Raw genomic sequence first — 18,633 nt, forward strand, 5'->3', positions numbered from 1 at the left:
CCTTCGCCATCCCCCTTGCCCGCGCCTTCCCCGCCGGCGGAGGACGGTGTCGGGGTCCCGGGCCGCGGTCAAGCGGCGCAGATACCGTCCCCGGCGGCCACCCGCAGTCGTGCCGACGCTGCGCCCGGGACCGAGAAGAAGGCCGCGGCATCTCCATCCGGCGTCACCCGTCTCCACCGCCGGCCCGGCGGGAAGGGGATGAGTCGTGGTCCGGCGACGCGGAAATCGCCGACGAGCTGAGTGGCCTCGCCGCGGGGTAGTGGCTCCGGCCCGGGACCCCCGGTGACCAGGCCGGTGCTCGACGAGGTGAGCACGCGTGCCGATTCCCGCAGCGGTGGCAGGCAGGGGAGAGCGGCGAGTTTCTGGCTCTCGGCGCCGCTCGCGAGGACATCACCTGTCTCTGCTTGACCACGGGACTTCAGTGGCGTGCGGCGTTGTGCCGGACAGGGCGGTGCCCCAAAAAAGCGACCCCGATCGGGTAATCGCCCACCGGCAACGAGGACCCGAATCAAGGGGAACTCACCGTGGCCCAGGGGCTCCCACGCGCAGGCCATCCATCGCAAGGTCCAGCAGTCGACCGGACTTGGCCCGCCAATCCCCATGGCTGTCGATCTGCCAGATGCCGGCTATGGCGAGGATGAAGTCGTCGGTGGTCACGTTCGGCCGGATGGTGCCGGCCTCACGGTTGGCGTTGATCAGGAGTTCGATCGCGTCGGCCACCAGGGAGTATCCGGGCTTCGCCGGGCCTCCCGTCGCGCTGATGGCCTGACGTAGTGCATCGGCCAGATCGGCCCTGGCCATGGCGAAGCAGGCGAGGCGGCTCATCCACTCGCGCAGGGCCGCGTCGGGTTTCCCATTCATCAGGAGCAGCGTGGACGCACTGTCGGCGAGATGCTGCACCTCGCGCTGGTGGACCTCGAGGACGAGCGCCTCGCGGTTGCGGAAGTTGCGGTACATCGTCCCTTGCCCGACTCCCGCCTTCTTGGCGATCAGGCTGAGTGGAGCGTCCGCGAACTGTGACAGCTCGGTCAGTGCCACCTCCAGGATGCGCTCGCGATTGCGTTGCGCGTCCGAACGTTGAGGTATCTCGCTCTTTGGTTCCACTCGTCCTCCTCCCGGGCGTGCCCGGCCTTCCTCCTGCTAACCGGATACCCATCCGCTACCTTTCCGGTACCGGACTGTTGTCCGCTTCAGTTCCGCTGTCACCATAACCGGCCGTACGGTCGATGTGAATGGCTAATGACACGTGTGACCGGCGGCGGTCGTCTGTTGCATGGCCGGTTGCCGACCCGGCATCCGTCTCCGGACGCGTCCCTGATCCGTCTGCCTGTCGGATCGTCGCCGTGGCATGTTTCGGGAACCGAGAAAGGAGGATCAACGTGAGAAGCGTGCTGTCCGTCGACCACCGCACTTCGCTCCTCGACGCCCTGCGTGAGCACCTTGGCCTGACGGGCACGGAGAAGGGGTGCGATCAGGGGAGGAGTGTGCTGCGCCTGCACCGTGCTGGTGGACGGGGTGCGGATCGACTCATGTCTCGCCGGCCGTGCAGTGCGACGGTCGAGAGATCAGCACGATCGAACGGGTCGACCATCCGCTGCAGGAGGCGTTCGTCCGCCATGGCGGATTCCGGTGCGGTCAAGGCACCTCTGGCCGGATCTGTCCCGCGATCGGGATGACGGCCGGATGGATCGGACGGCGGTGTCAGGACCGGATGGGCCGAAGCTGTCGGAGTACACGTGAACGCGGCCATGGCAAGATCTTCGTAGGCGGAGGTCATCTTGACGCGGTGGGCGGTCCACCCACGCAACGGGCAGCCTTGGGCTGTGTTCTGTCGAACTGCTGAGTTGCTCTCGCAGTTGGCAGGCGTGCTCGTGGTCTCGATCGATGTCTCTGGTCTTGTTGTGGTGGTCTCCGGCCGTACGAGATCGCGTTCTCCGGCGAGGTACGCGGGGTGCGGCCCGCTGAGCGAGTGGGTGCGCAGTGGCGACATACGGAACCTCGGAGGTGTCGCGCTCGGCGGTCGGCCGGTCCGTATCGACGTGAACGTGCGCTGTCAGCGACGCCACTCCGCTGCTGCCGAAACTCGTCGAGTCGATCGGCGTCGTGCCGGGCGACCGGGGCGAGAATGCTGCGCATCCTCAACTTCGGACTCTTGCGGTGCGCCGTGCTCGCCCAGCCGATGCGGGTGCCAGTGCCGCCGCCGGTGACACCCCGAGTGCTCGGCGTGGACGACTTCGCGCTCTGCGACGACACCCGCACCCTCCTGGTCGACGCCGACCAGACTCCCTCTGACGCTCCGGGAAGGCAGAGACGCCGAACAGTCCAGCCGATGACTGCGCGAACATCCAGGGCCGGAGGTGGCCTGCCGCTACTGCTCCCTCACCTATCGACAGGCAGTGTCGACGACACCCCCCGACACCCGCAAGGTCAGCGACCGGCCGGACCTCGTCCAGGGGCCGAAGTCCGGCCGTACCGATCCCGACACCCTCTGCAGGATCGCGCGTGATACGTCTGCAGGCGCCGGAGACCTCTCGATATCGGCACGTGTTGTGCCGACCGGAGTCCCGCGCCCGCGACGGCACAGCACCCGGCGCGGCGGGTCGGTCCGTGGACACCGGAGGTGCCCCGGCCCCACCGCGGGCCCCGAACCGCTCGAACGGGCCGCCGATCAGCTCGACGTCGTCATTCGAGCGGTGCTCATGGCGATGGGCCGAGGTCCGGGTGCCTCAGTTCTCCAGGACGAAGATCGGCTTGTGGCCGGCGCGGTCGGAGGTCAGCACGTCGGGGATCTCGTCCCAGCCGTAGATCCCGCTGGTGACCAGCTCGGGGTGGAGCGTGCCGGCGGCCACCGCCTCCAGGGTCGGTGTCATGTTCGGCCGCGCGTGCCCCTTGCCGTTGTGGAAGTGAACTCCGCGCTGGTACAGCGCGAGCAAGGGGAGCTGGACCTCGTCGAAGTAGATGCCGACGCTGTTGACGTGGCCCTCGGGCATGACCGACAGCAGTGCCTTGCGCAGCCGCTCGGGGTCGCAGCTGGCGTCCACGGCGAGGTGGAAGTCCTTCTCCCGCTTGCCGTGGATGTCCTGGACCTCGGCGCCGAGCTGCTCGGCGACCTTCATCCTGACCGGGTCGTCGTCGTAGTAGACGGTGCGGGCGCCGGCGCAGTGGACCGCTACGTCGGCCGCGTACAGGCCGATGGAGCCGGTTCCTCCGAAGACCGCGATCTTCGGGTCGGTGATGCCGGCGACGGTCGGCATCACCGTCTCCCAGCCGAGCGCGAGGTTGTCGCCGATGGAGGCCAGGTGCACGGGGTCGACACCGGCGGGCAGCTTGGCGAGGTTGAAGTCCGCGTAGGGAACGCGGATGAGTTCGTCGAAGGTGCCGCCCCAGGCTCCGTTGACCGGGAGGCCGTACTGGGCGTCGCCGTGGACGAGACAGCGAGCGGTGTGGCCGAGCTTGCACTGCGCACAGGTGCCGCAGGCGATGTGCCACGCGACGCCGACGACGTCTCCGACCGCGACGTTCGTGCAGTCGGGGCCCACCTCGACCACCGTGCCCACGCACTCGTGGCCGAGCGGGAACGGGCCGAACCCGGAGAAGGGGGTCTTGTCGGCGATGACATGGTGGTCGAGATCGCAGGTCGTGGCCGCGAGCGGGCGCACGAGCGCGTCCGTGCCCTCGACGAGGGTGGGGGCGTCGACCTCGTCGAAGCGCAGTTGTCCGGGCGCGACGAACATCAGGCTCTTCATGGGAAAGCTCCTCGGTTTCATGGGATGCCGGGCCGGTCGGTCTCGCCTGTCGGCCGGGTCCCCGTGGTCGGTCAGACGGCGCCGCTGTCCGGATCTCCTGCGGGGATCGCGTCCAGGAAGACCATGTCCGGCGCTCCGGCCAGTGCCTGCGCGAGGGCGCCGCCGATCTCCCGCATCGCGGCACCCTTCATGTGCGCGCCCAGCGCCTCCCGCGAGGCCCACTTCTCGATCATGACGAACTCACCGGTGGTGCCCGCCTTGCGGTGCAGCGCGTACCGCAGGCATCCGGGTTCGGCGTGCACCTTGGGCAGCGCCGCCGTCAACGTCTTCTCGACCAGCTCTTCCTGGCCCGGCTTGGCGACCATCGTCGCCACCAGGACTACCGGCTCGGCCATGGGTTACCTCTTCCTCTCGATATAACGTTCGTCATAATCATGGCAGATGTCGCAGCCGCTCTTCACAGCGGCTGGTCGGATCTCAGGTTCTTGCGCAGGATCTTGCCCGCCGACGACTTGGGGATCGCGTCGATGAACTCGACGGCCCGTACCTTCTTGTACGGCGCGACCTGCGCGGCGACGAACTCCATCACCCGCTCCGCGCTCAGCGCGGGGGCGTCGGTGACGACGAACGCCTTCGGGATCTCCTCGCCCTCGGCGTCGGACACCCCGATCACGGCTGCGTCGGTGATGTCCGGATGGGTCAGCAGCAGCGCCTCCAGTTCGGCCGGCGCGACCTGGTAACCCTTGTACTTGATCAGCTCCTTGATGCGGTCGACGATGTAGACGCATCCGGTGGAGTCGACCCGCGCGAGGTCCCCGGTGTGCAGGAATCCGTCGGCGTCGAGGGTCTCCGCGGTGGCTTCCGGGTTGCCCAGGTAGCCCGCCATCACGTTCGGCCCGTGCACCCACAGTTCCCCCGGCTCGCTCAGCCCGTCGGCGGGTACGCCGATCTCGGTACCGGTCGCGGGGTCGACGAGTTTGTTGACCGTGTTGGGCAGCGGCCAGCCGCTGGCCGCGATCGGCGCGCGACGCCCCGCGATCCCCGCCCCGCCGTCGGCCACCGGCACCAGGTGGCTGACCGGGCTCAGCTCGGTCATGCCGTACCCCTGGACGACCGGCACCGACAGGCGCTGGGCCACCGCCGCGCCCAGCCCCTCGTCCAGCGGGGCCGCACCGCTGACGATCGCCCGCAGCGACCTCAGGTCGTAGGAGTCGACCAGAGGGTGCTTGGCCAGGGCCACCGCGATCGGCGGCGCGATGAACAGGTAGGTGACGCGGTGGCGCTGGATGGCCTGAAGGAACGCGCTCAGGTCGAACCGGGCCATGGTGACGATGCGGCCGCGGGCGGCCAGCGTCGAGTTCAGCAGTGCCGTCATGCCGTAGATGTGGAAGAACGGCAGGACCGCCAGGACCACGTCGTCGGAGCGCAGGTCCAGCACCGGTGCGAGCTGAGTGATGTCGGCCACCAGGTTGCGATGGGTCAGCATCACGCCTTTCGGCACGCCCGTGGTGCCGGAGCTGTAGGGCAGCACCGCCACTCGCTCGGCCGGGTCGAACCGGTCGGGCGCGGGTGCCGGGACGGACGCGGGCGGACGCTCGGCGTCCAGCAGCAGGGTCGCGTCCGCGTCGAGCCCGGCCGCGTTCACCGCTTCCCCGGCCGTCGAGGCCAGGGATGTCACCGTCACCAGCGTCCGCGCCCCGGAGGCGGTCAGCTGCTTGGCTATCTCCGCCGCGGTGGACAGCACGTTCACCGTGGTCACGGTGGCGCCGGCCCGCAGGATCCCGTGGAACGCGACCGCGAACGCCGGCACGTTCGGACACAGCAGCGCCACCGTGTCGCCGGGGCGGACGCCACGCGCCGCCAGCTCGGCGGCAAACCCCTCGACGAGCGTCCGCAAGGACCCGTACGTCAGCGCTTCACCGGACTCCGCGGAGACCAGTGCGACCCGCTCCAGGGCGGAGGGGCCAAGACCCGCGAACAGGAAGGCGTGCAGCCCCGCATCAGGCAGCTCCACGTCGGCGTGAGGACTGGCGAAACTCATCAGCGCACCTTCAATCCAGGGCCGCGAAAGCGGCCTTCACGTACTGGGCCGTGCGGCCCTGGCCGAGCAGCCCGGTGCCCATGTTGTTCATGACGTACGAGATTGCGGCCCGGCGTTCGGTGTCGATCACGACCACCGATCCGCCCCATCCGGTCCAGAAGCAGATCCGTCCAGGCGGGAGATACGGCACCGCCGGCGACGGCAGCCCGAACCCGATGCCGAATCGCAGATGTGCTCCGAGCACCAGGTCGGGGCCGTCGGTCTGCTGATGGAAGATCAGGTCGATGGTCGACGGCGACAGCAGGCGTACGCCGTCCAGCGTGCCGCCGCAGGCGATGGCGGAGTGGATCCTGGCGAGCGACCGGGCGTTGCCGTGGCCGTTCGCGGCACCGATCTCGGCGCGCCGCCACTCGGGGCGCCACGACTCCTCGGCACTGCCCACGGGACCGGTGAGGGTCTTCATCGCCACACTGTTCGGATCGGCGCCGGCGAGATCGCTCGATCGGAACGGCGGCGGTACGACATCGGCGACCCTGCCGAACTCGGAGTCCGGCAGACCGATGTGGAAGTCGGCGCCGAGCGGACCGGCGATCTCCTCGGCGACGAACCGGCCCAGGGTGCGTCCGTCGATCCGCCGGACCAGCTCGCCCACCAGGTGGCCGTAGTTGAGCAGGTGGTAGCCGGATGCCGTGCCCGGGGGCCACCACGGCGCCTGCGCGGCAAGCCGGGCCGTCGACGCCGGCACGTCGCGGACGTCGGCGACGGTCACCGGCCGGTCCCACCCCGAGACGCCGGAGGTGTGCGACAGCAGGTGACGGACCAGCACACCTTCCTTGCCGCGCGCGGCGAACTCCGGCCAGTACCGGGCCACCGGGGCGTCGACGTCGAGCAGTTGACGCTCGACCAGCAGCAGCGCCGCCAGGGACGTGACCGTCTTCGTGCATGACCAGACGTTGGTGATGGTGTCGCGCCGCCACGGCGCCGTACGGTCCTGGTCGGCCCATCCGCCCCACAGGTCGACCACCGGCTCCCCGTCGACCGTGACCGCGACACAGGCACCGAGTTCGTCGCCCGCGTCGAGGTTCTCGGACAGTCGCGCGGCCAGCTCCGCGAAGCGCTCGTCGCACACTCCGTCCAGATCCGCCATGGTCAGCCTCCCGTCCGGACGTCGTCGCCGGCCGGACGCACCGCCGTGCGGGGCACGCCGCGCAACTCGTGGCGCAGGCTCGCGCGCGCGATGTCGGCCACGTCCAGCAGATAGGTCTGGCGCATCCGCCACGGGGCGCGGTGGCCCTGCCGGGGAAAGCTCTGGACGCCCCGCTGGACGTAGCCGGATGCCAGCTCGATCATGGGCTGCTCCTGGACGCCGGGCTCTGCGGGCGGGGTGACCGCCGCGAGGTCGGCGCGGCGCATGTGGTTGAGGACCCGGCACACCAGCCGCGCGGTGAGATCCGCCCGCATCGTCCAGGAGAGGTTGACGTAGCCGAAGCAGAGCGCGAAGTTCGGCACGTCGCTGAGCATGGCTCCCCGCCACAGCAGGTGACGCGCCGGCTCGACCGGCTCGCCGTCGACGCTCACCGCGATATGGCCGAACGCCAGCATGCGCAGCCCGGTCGCCGTCACCACGATGTCGGCCGGCAGCACCCTGCCCGACCGCAGCCGGATCCCCTCGGCGACGAAGCCGTCGATGTGATCGGTGACCACGTCGACCTCCTCGCGCTGGATCGCCTTGAACAGGTCCGCGTCGGCCGTGATGCACACCCTCTGGTCCCACGGCGCGTACGACGGGGTGAAGTGCTCACGCACCGCGTCCTCGCCGATCCGTCGCGCGGCGGCCCTGGACAGCAGCGTCCGCGCCCGGTCAGGAAAGCGTCGGCAGTAGTGGTAGAAGCCATTGGAGTAGGCGGCGTTCCGCGCCCTGATGACCCGGTGCGCCAGCCCGGCGGGCAGCCGCCGCCGGACCCAGGCGGCGAATCGGTCCCGCCGCGGCAACGCGCTGATCCAGGTCGGTGTGCGCTGCAGCATGGTCACGTTCGCCGCGTCGCGCGCCATCGCGGGGACCACCGTGATCGCGGTCGCGCCACTGCCGATCACGACGACACGCTTGCCGGTGTGGTCGAGCCCGTCGGGCCAGAACTGCGGATTGACCACCGTGCCGGCGAAGGACTCGATGCCAGGGAACTGCGGATCGTGCCCGCGCTCGTAGTCGTAGTAGCCGGTGCACAGGTAGAGGAACGAGCAGGTCACGGTGGACTGCCGCGGCCCGTCCTCGCCTCCGCTCCGTTCGACGGTCACCGTCCACCGGGCCGTCTCGCCCGACCAATTGGCCGCGATTACTTTGGTGGAGCAGTGGATGTGGCGGTCGATGCCGAACCGGTCCACGGTGCGCCGCAGGTAGTCGAGGATCTCGTCCCCGTCGGCCATGGAGTTCTCGCCCGTCCAGGGCTGGAACGGAAAACTGAGCGTGTAGATGTCGGAGTCGGCACGGACGCCCGGGTACCGGAACAGATCCCACGTCCCGCCCAGAGACTCGCGGGACTCCAATACGGCGTACGACCGATCGGGACACCGCGACTGCACCCGGTACGCGGCGTCGATACCGGAGATCCCCGCGCCGACGATCAGGACGTCGACATGGTCGGGTAGCGAGGTTGGGTGTGGGGAATGGGTCATGGCACCCGAGTATGGAAGGGCTCCACAGCCGCCGCTTAACTCTGGGCGACAAAAACTTACCCCTGCACGACACGCCGTGCAGGAGGTGTGTCCCTTGCGTCACGACGGACCTGCGTCGGCGTCCTGCCGAACCAGCGGCGCGCCGCACGGGTGAGTGCCGCCTGTCCGGCCAGCTCCACCAACGACGCGACCTGGGAGAACGGCATGTCGGTCCCCGTCAGCAGCCGGTGCGCCGCGTTCTTGCGGACGTCGTCGAGGATCGCCTGGAACGAGGTGCCCTCCTGCGACAGTCGCCGCTGCAGCGTGCGCGGATGCATGTGCAGCCACTCCGCGACCAGATCGATCCGCGCCGGCACCGTGCCCAACGCGCGGCTGATCGCCGATCGCACCATGGTCGTGACGCTCTCGCGAGGATCGGTGTAGTGCGCCTCCAGGTACTCCACGACCATGCGCCGCAGTTCGGGATTGACCGGGGTCGACATCGGCTGGGCGAAGAGCTTCGTCGGCACCCGCAGCAGGGCGCGGCCGGTGTCGAACCGGACCGGCGCCCCGAAGAACTCGGTGTACACCGACTCGTCGGTCAGCGGCGCATGGGGCATGTAGACCCCGAGCAGCTCGTATCCCCCGCTCATCGTGATGAGGTTGCGGTGCAGCAGCCCCAGACCCGCGTCGATCGTCTGCGGCTCGTACGGGATGTCCGGATGCAGCATCCGGTATTCGACCGCGCCCACCCCCGCATAGTGTTCGGGATCCTGCTCACGCGACAGACGAATGCCCTGGTTGTGCACGAACAGGAATCGTGACGCGCAGTCCAGTCCCTCGCCGACTGTGTCGCAGTTCCCGACCGCCAGAGCCAGCGGCCCGAGCATCGACATGTCCTGGTACGCCGCCAGACGCAGTCCGAAATCCGGACAGTCCAGTTTCCTCGTGGCGTTGCGCAGAATCCGCCCGGCCGTCACCGTCGGCAACAGCCCGTGCTCGGAGTCCAGATCACCGGGTGCAACGCCGAACTCGGCCAACAGTGCCGTTCCGTCACCGCCGAGGTCGTCGATCAGACGATCGATGCCGCGGATCGCGGCGGCCCGGATCTCCATCTGCATGCGTCAACGGTATCGCTGCCGGGCGGCGCGGCGCGGTCTCCACGAAACCGGCCCGGTCACATGACACGGACACTCGCGGCGTCACGCGGGCCGCAGTCACAGCGGTGCGGATCGGTGCCGAGCCTGGTGTCTCAGCCCGTTCGTCACACTTCGGTCGGCGCGCCGCCCGCGGCAAGGCGGCCGCCCGGGGTGGCGGTTCAGTCGGACATCAGCAGCTGTGCGGCATGAACGTGGTCGGCGGTCACATACTCCTGCCGCACACTCCCTTACACAGGAGCGGCACGAACGCATCGGTTCATGCCTGACCACGGTTGGACGACCCCCGCCCTCAACAGGGGTCACCGGCGCCGCCGACGGCACCAACCGGGCCGCCGGGACGCGCGCCTACGCTGCCGCACCCGACTGGCTCACCATCGTGCAACTTCCCTCCCTGACACCGGACTTGAATCCGGCGGAAGGTGCCTGGTCGCTGTTGCGGCGCGGCCCGCCGGTCAACGTCGCCTTCACCGACGACGACCACCTCGAACGCACCCTCCGCCGGGGCCTGCGTCACATCCAGCTCCGCCCCGACCTCATCGACGGCTGCCTCACCGGCAGGGGAACGCCGGTCATGACCTCTCAGTTAGCGTCGTCGAGGATCGGGAAGAGTGCGCGTGCGACTTCCGGGTCGGGTGTAACAAAGATGCCGTCTGCCTCCACGAGGGTGGTGGACGGGGCCTCTTCTGTGGTGATTGAGCCTTTCACGAAGATCTTGCGACCGTCGGTTCCCGTGACGTGGGCACGCACCCGCAAGGGGGTCTCCAAAGGAACCGGTCCCTGGTAGCGCATCTGGAGCGAGATGGTCATGCCCGGTCTGACGGCGGCGGCGCATGCCCATCCCATCAGTTCGTCGAGGAGCATGGCGCTGACGCCGCCGTGGCCGTAGCCGGGTGGTCCTTCGTGGGCGATGCCGAGGAGACACCGCCCCATGACGCCACCGTCAATGTGAGTCACCCGCATCGGCGGCGCGATTGGGCTGCCTGTGCCGGTGACGGGGCTGTACATCCGTACCCCGCCCGGGAACTCGTCCACCGCCGGGATGTCCGCCGTTGAGCGGCGGCGGCCGGTGAGCTGTCCGGTGAGAGCTCGGACGCCGTCTGCCAGGCGATGCAGGGCTTCCGTCGAGGTTGCGGTGCGGACGGTCGCGTCGACGAGCATGCGCAACTCGTGGCCGAGGGCCGCGATCGCTTCTCGTTGGTGCTTCAGGTCCTCGGCTGCCAGATCTTGCGGGGCATTGCTTGGGGCGGAGAGAGGCGAGTTCATCAGGTGTCTCTGTGTAGGTGGTCGCGGGCCGCGATGTGGTTGACAGCGTGCGGCCTGGGGCGGCGTGGTGTCGCGGACGAAGACGGGCTTGAGGTGCTTCTCGGGCAGGGCATCAAGGAGTTGGTCCCAGTCGAGGACGTGGGAGACGACGCGGGTGGGGTCGACGGCGCTGGAGGCAGCGAGGTCGAGGGCGTCAGGGAGTTGGCTACGGACGTTGTTACGGGCGATGCGCAGGATGACGCCAGTGAGATATATGTCGAGGAGCGGCAGTTCGCCGGGACGGAAGTGGTTGCCCGCCGAGTCGCAGATACCTTCGGGCGTGAGGGACTTGACGGAGAGGGCGAGCCGGTCGGCGCGGCCGGTGCCTCGACGGCGAGACCGAAGCCATGGCGAACCGGCTCGATCGCTTCGGCGTTGCGGGCGCCGAAGCTCTTGGCGAGCTTGCGATGCTCGGCGGTGGGGTCGATGTGGAGGGCGTCGCAGGCGCCGAGGGCGCGGGCGATGTCGCAGACGTACGGGTGCGGCAGTGGTCGCAGGTGCCGCAGCTGATGGACCAGCGCATGGAGACGAGGTCGCCGGGAGTCACTCTGGTCATGGCGTCGCCGGTGCCGACCACGCGGGCGATGTACTCGGGGCCGAGGGTGAACGGTGGGTCGATGAAGCCGTGTCCGTCCAGGATCGCGGAGTCCGCGTCGCGGGAGGTCGCGGCGACCGGCGTGACGATCGCCTCCTCGTCGGATCGAAGCTCGGGGTCCGGGGCCACGCGCCACCGACCGTGCGACGGGCGACGTTCATCAGCTCACGCATCGGCCTGCTCCTTGACCTGCTCCGCCCGGGCGGAGCAGGTTGGTAAAGCGGACGACAGAGCCGCCCGTGCCCGGATTCCCTCCGGCTGCTCGTGCATGAACCTGCGGTGCGTGGCCTGGAGCGAGGTCGGCGGCTGACAGAACTGCCTTCGTCACACCCTGGACCAGGCCGGTCTCGCGCCGCTCGGGCAGTGTCCCCCTGGCACCGTCACCTTCACGAGAAAACGAGGAGCATCGTCTTCGGCGGTGGTCCGGGCGCCTTCGGAGCTCGACAAGTCGGCTCCACACCTGGGTGCAGGAGGAGCCGGTGTCGGGAGCGCCTTCCCGGCACGGCAGGATGGCCGCGAGGTCGCGCTGAACAATGGTGCGGCCCTCCTCGGTGAGGGCACCAGCAGGCACGCTCGACCGAATCATGGGCGTGGCACCTCCTATGACGATTGCTGTGAACGCGGATCACGGTAGACTATGACGAATGTTATAGCCAGAGGGGAAGTGTGCAGGTGCCCAAGAGCAGCACGCCGTCGCGCGAGCGGATCGTGGCCGGCGCCGCCGACATGATCAGCCGGCGTGGCCTGAGCGCCACGAGCATCCGGGAGATGGCCAAGCACGCCAAGGCGCCGCTCGGCTCGACCTATCACTACTTCCCTGAGGGCAAGCAGCAGCTGGCCGCGGAAGCCGTCCGCTACACCGGTGAGTGGGTGGCCCGGAGCCTTCGCAGAGAGCTGGAGGCTGGGCCCGCCGCGGGCCTGAGTGCCTTCCTCGGCCTGTGGCGCAGGATCGTCGTGGAGAGTGACTTCCATGCCGGCTGCCCCGTCCTGGCGGTGGCCATCGAGGAGCCCTCGGCCGACGAGGTCCCGCCCGCCTTGGCGGCCGCGGCCGAGGTCTTCGAGCAGTGGGAGAACCTGCTCGCCGCCTCCCTGCGGGAACACGGCGCCGAAGTGGAGCAGGCCGCGCAGCTCGCGACGCTCGTCGTCGCCGCCGTCGAGGGCACGGTGGCCATGTGCCGAGCCAAGCGCAGCACCCAGCCCCTCGATCACACTGCCGAACAGCTCCAGGTCCTCATCGCCGCCGCCACCAGGGGGTGACCGGGCCGCGATCCAGCCACCCCGTCTCGCGCCTGGTGGGCCCGCTGCACCGGCGGGCGCGGAGGTGAAGGGCGTGCAGGGTTGCGGGAGACCTGCTTGGTCGGTGTAGCGGAGGGCGTGGCCGCGGGGCGGGGCTCAACGGTTCCTGTGTTTGCGGCCGCAGTGACAGAGCCTCGCCAGAGGCGTGGACATGGACGCGGTGGCCACGCTTGCGGCGGTGGGCCGGCCCGGCCGTCGCGGGCTTTTGGAGCGGCCCTTGGCGTCGATGTCGCGCAGGCGGACGAAAGTGTTGACGCATGCAGGCTAGGCGCGACTCTGCGCGAGCTGCCCGCGGGGAGCATGTCGGGAACCCGTGCGCCCACCTGGCTCGATGAGTGTGGACGCACGGGATCGGGTCACGTGCCGAGTGCGGCGCGGATGATCTTGACCTTCTCCTCGGTGAACACGCCGCTGTCGAGGAGAGAGAGAACGGACAGCACGCCACCGCTGGAGCCCCAACTGCCCTCGTCGATGACGCGGAAATTGACCCACCAGGTCGGCGACGGCTCCGACAGGCCGCAGGCGTCGGCCAGCGCGGCCAGGACACGCTCGATGACTGCGGTCCTGACCTCCTGCCGCCAGTCTCCGTCCATCACCGCCACGTCGATCACCATGACGTCGGCGTCCTCTGCGCGCCCGCGCTCTTCGGGATCGGGCGCGTGAACGCCCGCTGCACCGCCTGTTCCAGGCCCTGGCCGAACATGCTCATCGCCTGCTACTCCCCGTTGTCCTGGTCGGTGACGGTGCCGTCCTTGATGTAGCTGGCGAGGTTGAGCTCCGGCGCCTGGAACTGCTCGCGGACGCCCTCGCCCCACAGCACGCTCTGGGTGCCCTCCCACTTGACCAGCCCGGGGATCATCCGGAGTGCGTGGATGTTCCCGTGATGGCGTCCGGTGACTCCGCCAAAATCATCTGCTCCCCGCACCCGTGGCCCCACGATCGGGTCGGTGGCCGGGTCGCGGGTGCACCGCGCATGCGGGGATGGCCTCCCGCGTGGCTCGTGGCCAGCGCAGGAGAAGGCCTGTTGGAGGGCCAGGACAGTTGTGGCTGAGGATTCTGCGTTGCTCAGAGCAACCGCAGCTCAGGCAGATAGCCCACCACGACCACGACGCACATCAACTGACCGGTGGTCGAACGACCCAGCCACACGGGATACGTTCCGTCTCCACCGGTGTAGAAGGAGACGAGATCGCTCTCTGTCGCCTCGTCGGTGGTGCGAATGTACCCATCACCGATCCTCTCTCCAGAACCATCCTCCCGCTCTACGAGGTAGCGCCGGTACTGGTCTGCAAGGACTTCCCAATGTGCGGCATCCGAGAAGGATCCCGCAGCGCCATCCGTGTCGAAGCCGAAGATCTCGCCATCGCGCAGCAGCCTGGCGTCATCCTCCTCGGTGAGTGCCAGCTCCCATGACACCACCGGCTCTTCCGCCAGCAGCAGGCGAACCGCGACGTCCTCCACCACGGGAAAACACTCGTCCTCGTACTTCCCCTCATAGGCAACTACGGCAGCTTGCATGCGGTATTCTCCAGGAGGAATCCGCTCGGCCAGCTCACGAACGGCGCCATGGCCCTCGCTGAGAGCATCTGCGACGACGAGCCTGCCGCTGGGCACCCGGAGAGTCGCGATGTTCCGTATCTCGCTGACCGTCATCTCCGACGCGAAGCTCGTCGCGATGCGTGTACCCGGTTCGAAGAGCTCTCTGAGGTGCTCAGGCTGGGGCGGACGCGGAGGCACCCAGGGAGAAGGCCGGCCGTCGTCGGCGCTGTCCACGGTCCACACCTCCGTCTCTTTCTCAGCGGAGTCCTCAAAGTCCGGCTGCCATCCATGGGGCAACGACTGCGACACGAACAGCTGCCTGAGGCCGCTCACACCGAATTCTGCTCTGGCACGCCATCGGTCCTCTTCGGGAATACCGGCGAGCGTGTGGCGTGACCCCCCTCGTGCCCCCTTCGGTGCACTCACCTTGCGTCCCTTGCCACCCGGGAAAAGGTCCACATAACTCCGCCCGACTTCTGGGGCGAACTCGGCTCGGTCCTCGGAGTCATAACGCCAGACCCCGAGATGGCGCAGGAACAGGCGCCCGGGTTCGAGCAGACGCCAGTCCGCCTCGCCGGTCCGCCGCCCCCGATCGTCGTACGCCCATGCCCCCACGTAGGAATCGCCCCAGGCCACCAGGTGCACTTCGATCGGCGAGGTCCGGCTCTCCACTCGATACACCATCACGTAAGGCTTCCCCGCACGGTCCCGGTCCACCGCAGCGGATCGCGAGAGCGGGGCGAGCATGGTCCGGGAACGAAGATCCCAACCCTCCGCGAACGACACCCGCACGATCTGCTCAGCACCAGCCATCAAGCCCCTCCCATGCTCCACCGATCTTGCTCCTGTCGAGGAACCGTAACGGCGAGGTACGACAACGGCCGGAGCCGCTCCATGGACAAGGCAGGACCCTCGCACCGATCCGACCGACGGTGCCCGTGTGCAACCGACCACCACGGACTCCGCCGGGCGGGGCAGCCGCGACGTGCTGGAGGTGCCCCTCGTGCACCCCGGCGTGGTGGCCGAGGTGGACCTCGACGTCGCCAGCGATGGTGCCGGCCGGCGGCGCCACGCTGTCTGGCTGGCGCGCATCCGCACTGACCTCACCCCCAACGACGGCCCGCTCTTCGCGTCGCCCTAGCGCCGGCAGTTGTGCAGGACGCCGCGGAGTGCAATTGCATGTCTGTCTCGCAGCCGGGGGAAAGGCTGAAGCCTGCGGCGCCTGGGCAGCACCGATCCTCGGTCGACCTGCGACCACCTGGCAGGACGAGCGACGGCGGCCTCAGGATGCGTCCGTGATCACGGACAATCCCGAGTGCGCGGACAACTCGACGAGCAGCGGCCGGGACCCGCGCACACGCCGTGCGGCCGGCCGGGCAGACAGGCGATCTCGAGGGACGCGAGGCACCACGGGGCTGGGCAGGGCCGGTGTGACGTGGCGGCCTTCGATGCCGAGGACTCGCACATGCACGTGTCCGACGGACCTTGCCCGTGTCCGAGGGGGCTCGCCCGCATCCGACGCCGGAGCGTCGTGTGACCGCGCGCGGTGGCTCGACTGCGCAACTTTCGGTCCCGGCAGACTCCTTGACCGCCGAGATCCGCACCGTGTAGACATCACGCCTACGGATGTTTACGTAAACATATCGCCTCCCCGACCCCCACCACACAGGCCCCGATCTCTGTGTCCCGCCGGGACGCGCGGCGCACAGAAGAGCTGGAGTACTCGAGATGGCACACCCCACCCGTAGGAGAAGGCTCCTGGGCATCGGCATCACGGCCCTCGCCACCGGGACCGTCCTGGCCGCCACCTCGGTGCCGGCCGCGCCCGCGGAGCCGACCGCCACCGCCTCGGTCACCGTCCGGCCCGACCCCTCCTACCAGCAGGAGAGGTTCGAGGGCTGGGGCACGAGCCTGGTCTGGTTCGCCAACGCCACCGGCGACTACCCGCCCGCGGTACGCGAGAAGCTGGCCCAGCTCCTCTTCGGGGACGACGGCCTCGCCCTCAACATCGCCCGCTACAACATCGGCGGCGGCAACGCCTCGGACGTCAAGGACTACCTGCGCGCCGGCGGCGCGGTCGAGGGCTGGTGGAAGGCCCCGGCCGGCACCACCCGCGAGGACGTCGACTGGTGGGACGCCGACGACCCCGCCGACTGGAACAACAAGGCCGACAAGACGCAGCGTTGGTGGATCGACCGCATCAAGAAGGACATCACCCACTGGGAGACGTTCAGCAACTCGCCGCCGTGGTTCATGACCGAGAGCGGGTACGTCTCCGGCAACTTCGACGCGGGCAAGGACCAGCTGAAGACCGAGTCCGTGGAGGACTTCGCCAAGTACCTGGTGGGCGCTACCGAGCGCCTGGAGAAGGCACACGGCATCAAGGTCGACACGCTCGACCCGTTCAACGAGCCGAACACCAGCTACTGGGGCACCAAGCTCGGTGCGGACGGCGAGCCCGTCGGCGGCCGGCAGGAGGGCGCCCACATCGGCCCCGAGCTCCAGCAGAAGGTGATCCGCGCGCTGGCCCCGACCCTGGAGGCGTCCAGGACGAACGCGGAGATCTCCGCGATGGACGAGACCAACCCGGGCCTGTTCGCCACCAACTGGAACTCCTACCCCCAGGAGGTCCGCGACCTCGTCGGCCAGATGAACGTTCACACCTATGGCACCGGCCAGCGAACCACCGTGCGCGACCTGGCCAAGGCCGCGGACAAGCCGCTGTGGATGAGCGAGGTCGAGGGCGACTGGGGCGACGGCCAGAGCTTCACGGACATGCGGCCCGGCCTGGGCCTGGCCCAGCGCATGGTCGACGACCTGCGTGAACTGGAGCCCAGCGCCTGGGTGTTCTGGCAGCCCGTCGAGGACTACGACAACATGAAGCCCGGCGGTGAGTCCGCGAAGGGCGGCAACTGGGGCGAGATCCAGCTCCCGTTCAGCTGCACGTCCGCGGACACCCTCAAGACCTGCCCGATCTACACGAACACGAAGTTCGACACGGCCCGCAACTTTACCCACTACATCAAGCCCGGCGACCGGCTGATCAAGACGGACGACACCTCCAGCACCGCGGCCATCTCCAAGAAGGGCAACGCGGCGACGGTCGTCCACGTCAACAGCACCACCGAGGCGCGCGATGTCACGCTCGACCTGTCGAAGTTCGGCCGGATCTCCTCCCACGCCACCGTCACCCCGGTGGTGACCAGCGCCGACGGCAAGCTGGAGAATCAGAGGCCCGTCCGGGTCACCGGCAAGCAGGCGACCCTCACCGTGCCCGCCCAGTCGGTGACGTCCTTCCTCGTCAAGGGAGTCTCCGGCGTCGCCAAGGACGCGGCCGAGCTGCGCAAGGGCCGTACCTACCGGCTGACCGGCGTCCAGAGCGGCAAGGACCTCACCATCGCCGACAACGGCACCGGCCTCGTCATCAAGAGCGCCGACTCCACCGACCCCAGCGGTCAGCAGTGGCGCCTGGAGCGGATCACCGGCACCGACAACCGCAAGCGGTACACCTTCAGCGAGGCCGCCGAGGACAAGCGGCTCGCCGTCCGGGACGGCGCCCTGGTGGCAGAGCCCGCCGAAGGCCGCCCCGACAGCGCCGCCCAGTGGATCATGTCCACCACCGGCGACGGCACCTGGACCCTCGTCAACGCCGCCACCGGCCGACTCGCGGACGTCAACGGCCAGTCCACGAACGAGGGAGCCGGCGTGGGCGTATGGCTGGCGAACTCCGGCACCAACCAGCGCTGGAAGGTGACGGACGTGACGACCGCCGCCGCGCAGACCGAGTAACACGCCCGCCCACCGGCACCCACCGGCCACTCTCCACCCCTCACCTACGACGCCCCCGCCCCTCGCCGCCGTGTCCCGGCGGCGGGATCTCGGGGGCGTCGTCCCATCTGGGGGAGGCTGTCACGAGCGGTTCAGCCGTGCTGGAACTTAGGGGGCACTGTCACGTTGGCTGACCGGTGGGATGATCTTCTGGTTGATCAGAGTGGGAAGGGGCGTCTGTGGGGAGCGCGTCGCTGTCGTACAAGGGGCACCGGTACCCGGTCGAGGTCATCTCCCACGGTGTGTGGCTGTACCACCGCTTCCCGCTCAGCTTCCGCGAGGTCGAGGAGCTGATGCTCGAGCGCGGCGTGACCGTCTCCTACGAGACGATCCGCCGCTGGTGCGGCAAGTTCGGGCAGACCTACGCCAACGCGCTGCACCGCCCACAGCCCCAGTTGGGGGACAAGTGGCTCTACCTTCTTGAACGGGTTGGTCCTCCCGTTCGTAGGGTGAGGACACCCAGGGGAGTCGGGT

Annotated in this window: 15 protein-coding genes and 4 pseudogenes; 6 read left to right on the top strand and 13 right to left on the bottom strand. The window is 69.0% G+C overall.

What is annotated here, in order from left to right:
• Nucleotides 1-519: 519 nt before the first annotated feature.
• The gene (locus tag AC5P09_RS34590) at nucleotides 520-1,104 is read right to left on the bottom strand and encodes a TetR/AcrR family transcriptional regulator (RefSeq protein ID WP_493877666.1); all 585 of its coding nucleotides are present in this window, start codon (nucleotides 1,102-1,104) and stop codon (nucleotides 520-522) included.
• A gap of 230 nt (nucleotides 1,105-1,334) precedes the next feature.
• Here AC5P09_RS34590 and AC5P09_RS34595 point away from each other — a divergent pair.
• Nucleotides 1,335-1,843: pseudogene (locus AC5P09_RS34595) on the top strand (CoxS/CutS family dehydrogenase iron-sulfur subunit).
• A gap of 883 nt (nucleotides 1,844-2,726) precedes the next feature.
• Here the strand turns inward: AC5P09_RS34595 and AC5P09_RS34600 are convergent.
• The 6 genes from AC5P09_RS34600 to AC5P09_RS34625 form a co-directional block, all read right to left on the bottom strand.
• Nucleotides 2,727-3,746 carry a zinc-dependent alcohol dehydrogenase gene (locus AC5P09_RS34600; RefSeq protein ID WP_493877667.1) on the bottom strand — a complete coding sequence of 340 codons (1,020 nt, stop codon included), beginning with the start codon at nucleotides 3,744-3,746 and terminating at the stop codon, nucleotides 2,727-2,729.
• 71 nt (nucleotides 3,747-3,817) lie between these two features.
• Complete coding sequence (locus AC5P09_RS34605; RefSeq protein ID WP_493877668.1) at nucleotides 3,818-4,141, bottom strand: putative quinol monooxygenase; 324 nt, start codon at nucleotides 4,139-4,141, stop codon at nucleotides 3,818-3,820.
• A gap of 62 nt (nucleotides 4,142-4,203) precedes the next feature.
• Nucleotides 4,204-5,787 (bottom strand): AMP-binding protein, encoded by a 1,584-nt coding sequence (locus AC5P09_RS34610; protein ID WP_493877669.1) that lies wholly within the window; start codon nucleotides 5,785-5,787, stop codon nucleotides 4,204-4,206.
• Nucleotides 5,788-5,797: 10 nt separating this feature from the next.
• Nucleotides 5,798-6,934: a serine hydrolase domain-containing protein gene (locus AC5P09_RS34615; protein WP_493877670.1), complete on the bottom strand. Its 1,137-nt coding sequence runs from the start codon at nucleotides 6,932-6,934 to the stop codon at nucleotides 5,798-5,800.
• A 2-nt stretch (nucleotides 6,935-6,936) separates the two neighbouring features.
• Complete coding sequence (locus AC5P09_RS34620) at nucleotides 6,937-8,460, bottom strand: flavin-containing monooxygenase (RefSeq protein WP_493877671.1); 1,524 nt, start codon at nucleotides 8,458-8,460, stop codon at nucleotides 6,937-6,939.
• Nucleotides 8,461-8,516: 56 nt separating this feature from the next.
• Nucleotides 8,517-9,560, bottom strand: a complete 1,044-nt coding sequence (locus AC5P09_RS34625) for an AraC family transcriptional regulator (protein WP_493877672.1) — start codon at nucleotides 9,558-9,560, stop codon at nucleotides 8,517-8,519.
• 361 nt (nucleotides 9,561-9,921) lie between these two features.
• Between AC5P09_RS34625 and AC5P09_RS34630 the strand changes: the two are divergent.
• A pseudogene (locus AC5P09_RS34630) lies at nucleotides 9,922-10,197 on the top strand (IS630 family transposase); the annotation flags it as partial.
• Here the strand turns inward: AC5P09_RS34630 and AC5P09_RS34635 are convergent.
• Together AC5P09_RS34635 and AC5P09_RS34640 are read right to left on the bottom strand one after the other, a co-directional pair.
• On the bottom strand, nucleotides 10,179-10,862 hold the full coding sequence (locus AC5P09_RS34635; RefSeq protein WP_493877673.1) for a PaaI family thioesterase: 684 nt from the start codon (nucleotides 10,860-10,862) through the stop codon (nucleotides 10,179-10,181). The pseudogene AC5P09_RS34630 and the gene AC5P09_RS34635 sit on opposite strands and share 19 nt — an antisense overlap.
• Nucleotides 10,863-11,079: 217 nt before the next feature.
• Complete coding sequence (locus tag AC5P09_RS34640) at nucleotides 11,080-11,625, bottom strand: alcohol dehydrogenase catalytic domain-containing protein (RefSeq protein WP_493877674.1); 546 nt, start codon at nucleotides 11,623-11,625, stop codon at nucleotides 11,080-11,082.
• A gap of 543 nt (nucleotides 11,626-12,168) precedes the next feature.
• Here AC5P09_RS34640 and AC5P09_RS34645 point away from each other — a divergent pair.
• Nucleotides 12,169-12,753, top strand: a complete 585-nt coding sequence (locus AC5P09_RS34645; RefSeq protein WP_493877675.1) for a TetR/AcrR family transcriptional regulator — start codon at nucleotides 12,169-12,171, stop codon at nucleotides 12,751-12,753.
• Nucleotides 12,754-13,148: 395 nt separating this feature from the next.
• Here the strand turns inward: AC5P09_RS34645 and AC5P09_RS34650 are convergent, their stop codons facing one another.
• The 4 genes and pseudogenes from AC5P09_RS34650 to AC5P09_RS34665 all read right to left on the bottom strand — a co-directional run bounded on the left by AC5P09_RS34650 (nucleotide 13,149) and on the right by AC5P09_RS34665 (nucleotide 15,144).
• Entirely contained in the window at nucleotides 13,149-13,406 is a 258-nt protein-coding gene (locus AC5P09_RS34650; protein WP_493877676.1) for a hypothetical protein, read from the bottom strand.
• Between the two features lie 14 nt (nucleotides 13,407-13,420).
• Nucleotides 13,421-13,501, bottom strand: a pseudogene (locus AC5P09_RS34655) (telomere-protecting terminal protein Tpg); the annotation flags it as partial.
• Between the two features lie 6 nt (nucleotides 13,502-13,507).
• Nucleotides 13,508-13,651 carry a hypothetical protein gene (locus AC5P09_RS34660; protein ID WP_493877682.1) on the bottom strand — a complete coding sequence of 48 codons (144 nt, stop codon included), beginning with the start codon at nucleotides 13,649-13,651 and terminating at the stop codon, nucleotides 13,508-13,510.
• Between the two features lie 206 nt (nucleotides 13,652-13,857).
• Nucleotides 13,858-15,144: a DUF4241 domain-containing protein gene (locus AC5P09_RS34665; RefSeq protein WP_493877677.1), complete on the bottom strand. Its 1,287-nt coding sequence runs from the start codon at nucleotides 15,142-15,144 to the stop codon at nucleotides 13,858-13,860.
• Nucleotides 15,145-15,271: 127 nt separating this feature from the next.
• On the opposite strand from AC5P09_RS34665, the gene AC5P09_RS34670 reads away from it, so the two are divergent.
• The 3 genes and pseudogenes from AC5P09_RS34670 to AC5P09_RS34680 all read left to right on the top strand — a co-directional run.
• Nucleotides 15,272-15,472: an ATP-dependent DNA ligase gene (locus AC5P09_RS34670; protein ID WP_493877678.1), complete on the top strand. Its 201-nt coding sequence runs from the start codon at nucleotides 15,272-15,274 to the stop codon at nucleotides 15,470-15,472.
• 587 nt (nucleotides 15,473-16,059) lie between these two features.
• On the top strand, nucleotides 16,060-18,120 hold the full coding sequence (locus AC5P09_RS34675; protein ID WP_493877679.1) for an RICIN domain-containing protein: 2,061 nt from the start codon (nucleotides 16,060-16,062) through the stop codon (nucleotides 18,118-18,120).
• Nucleotides 18,121-18,338: 218 nt separating this feature from the next.
• A pseudogene (locus AC5P09_RS34680) lies at nucleotides 18,339-18,633 on the top strand (hypothetical protein); the annotation flags it as partial.

The organism is Streptomyces sp. a15 (assembly GCF_059026085.1).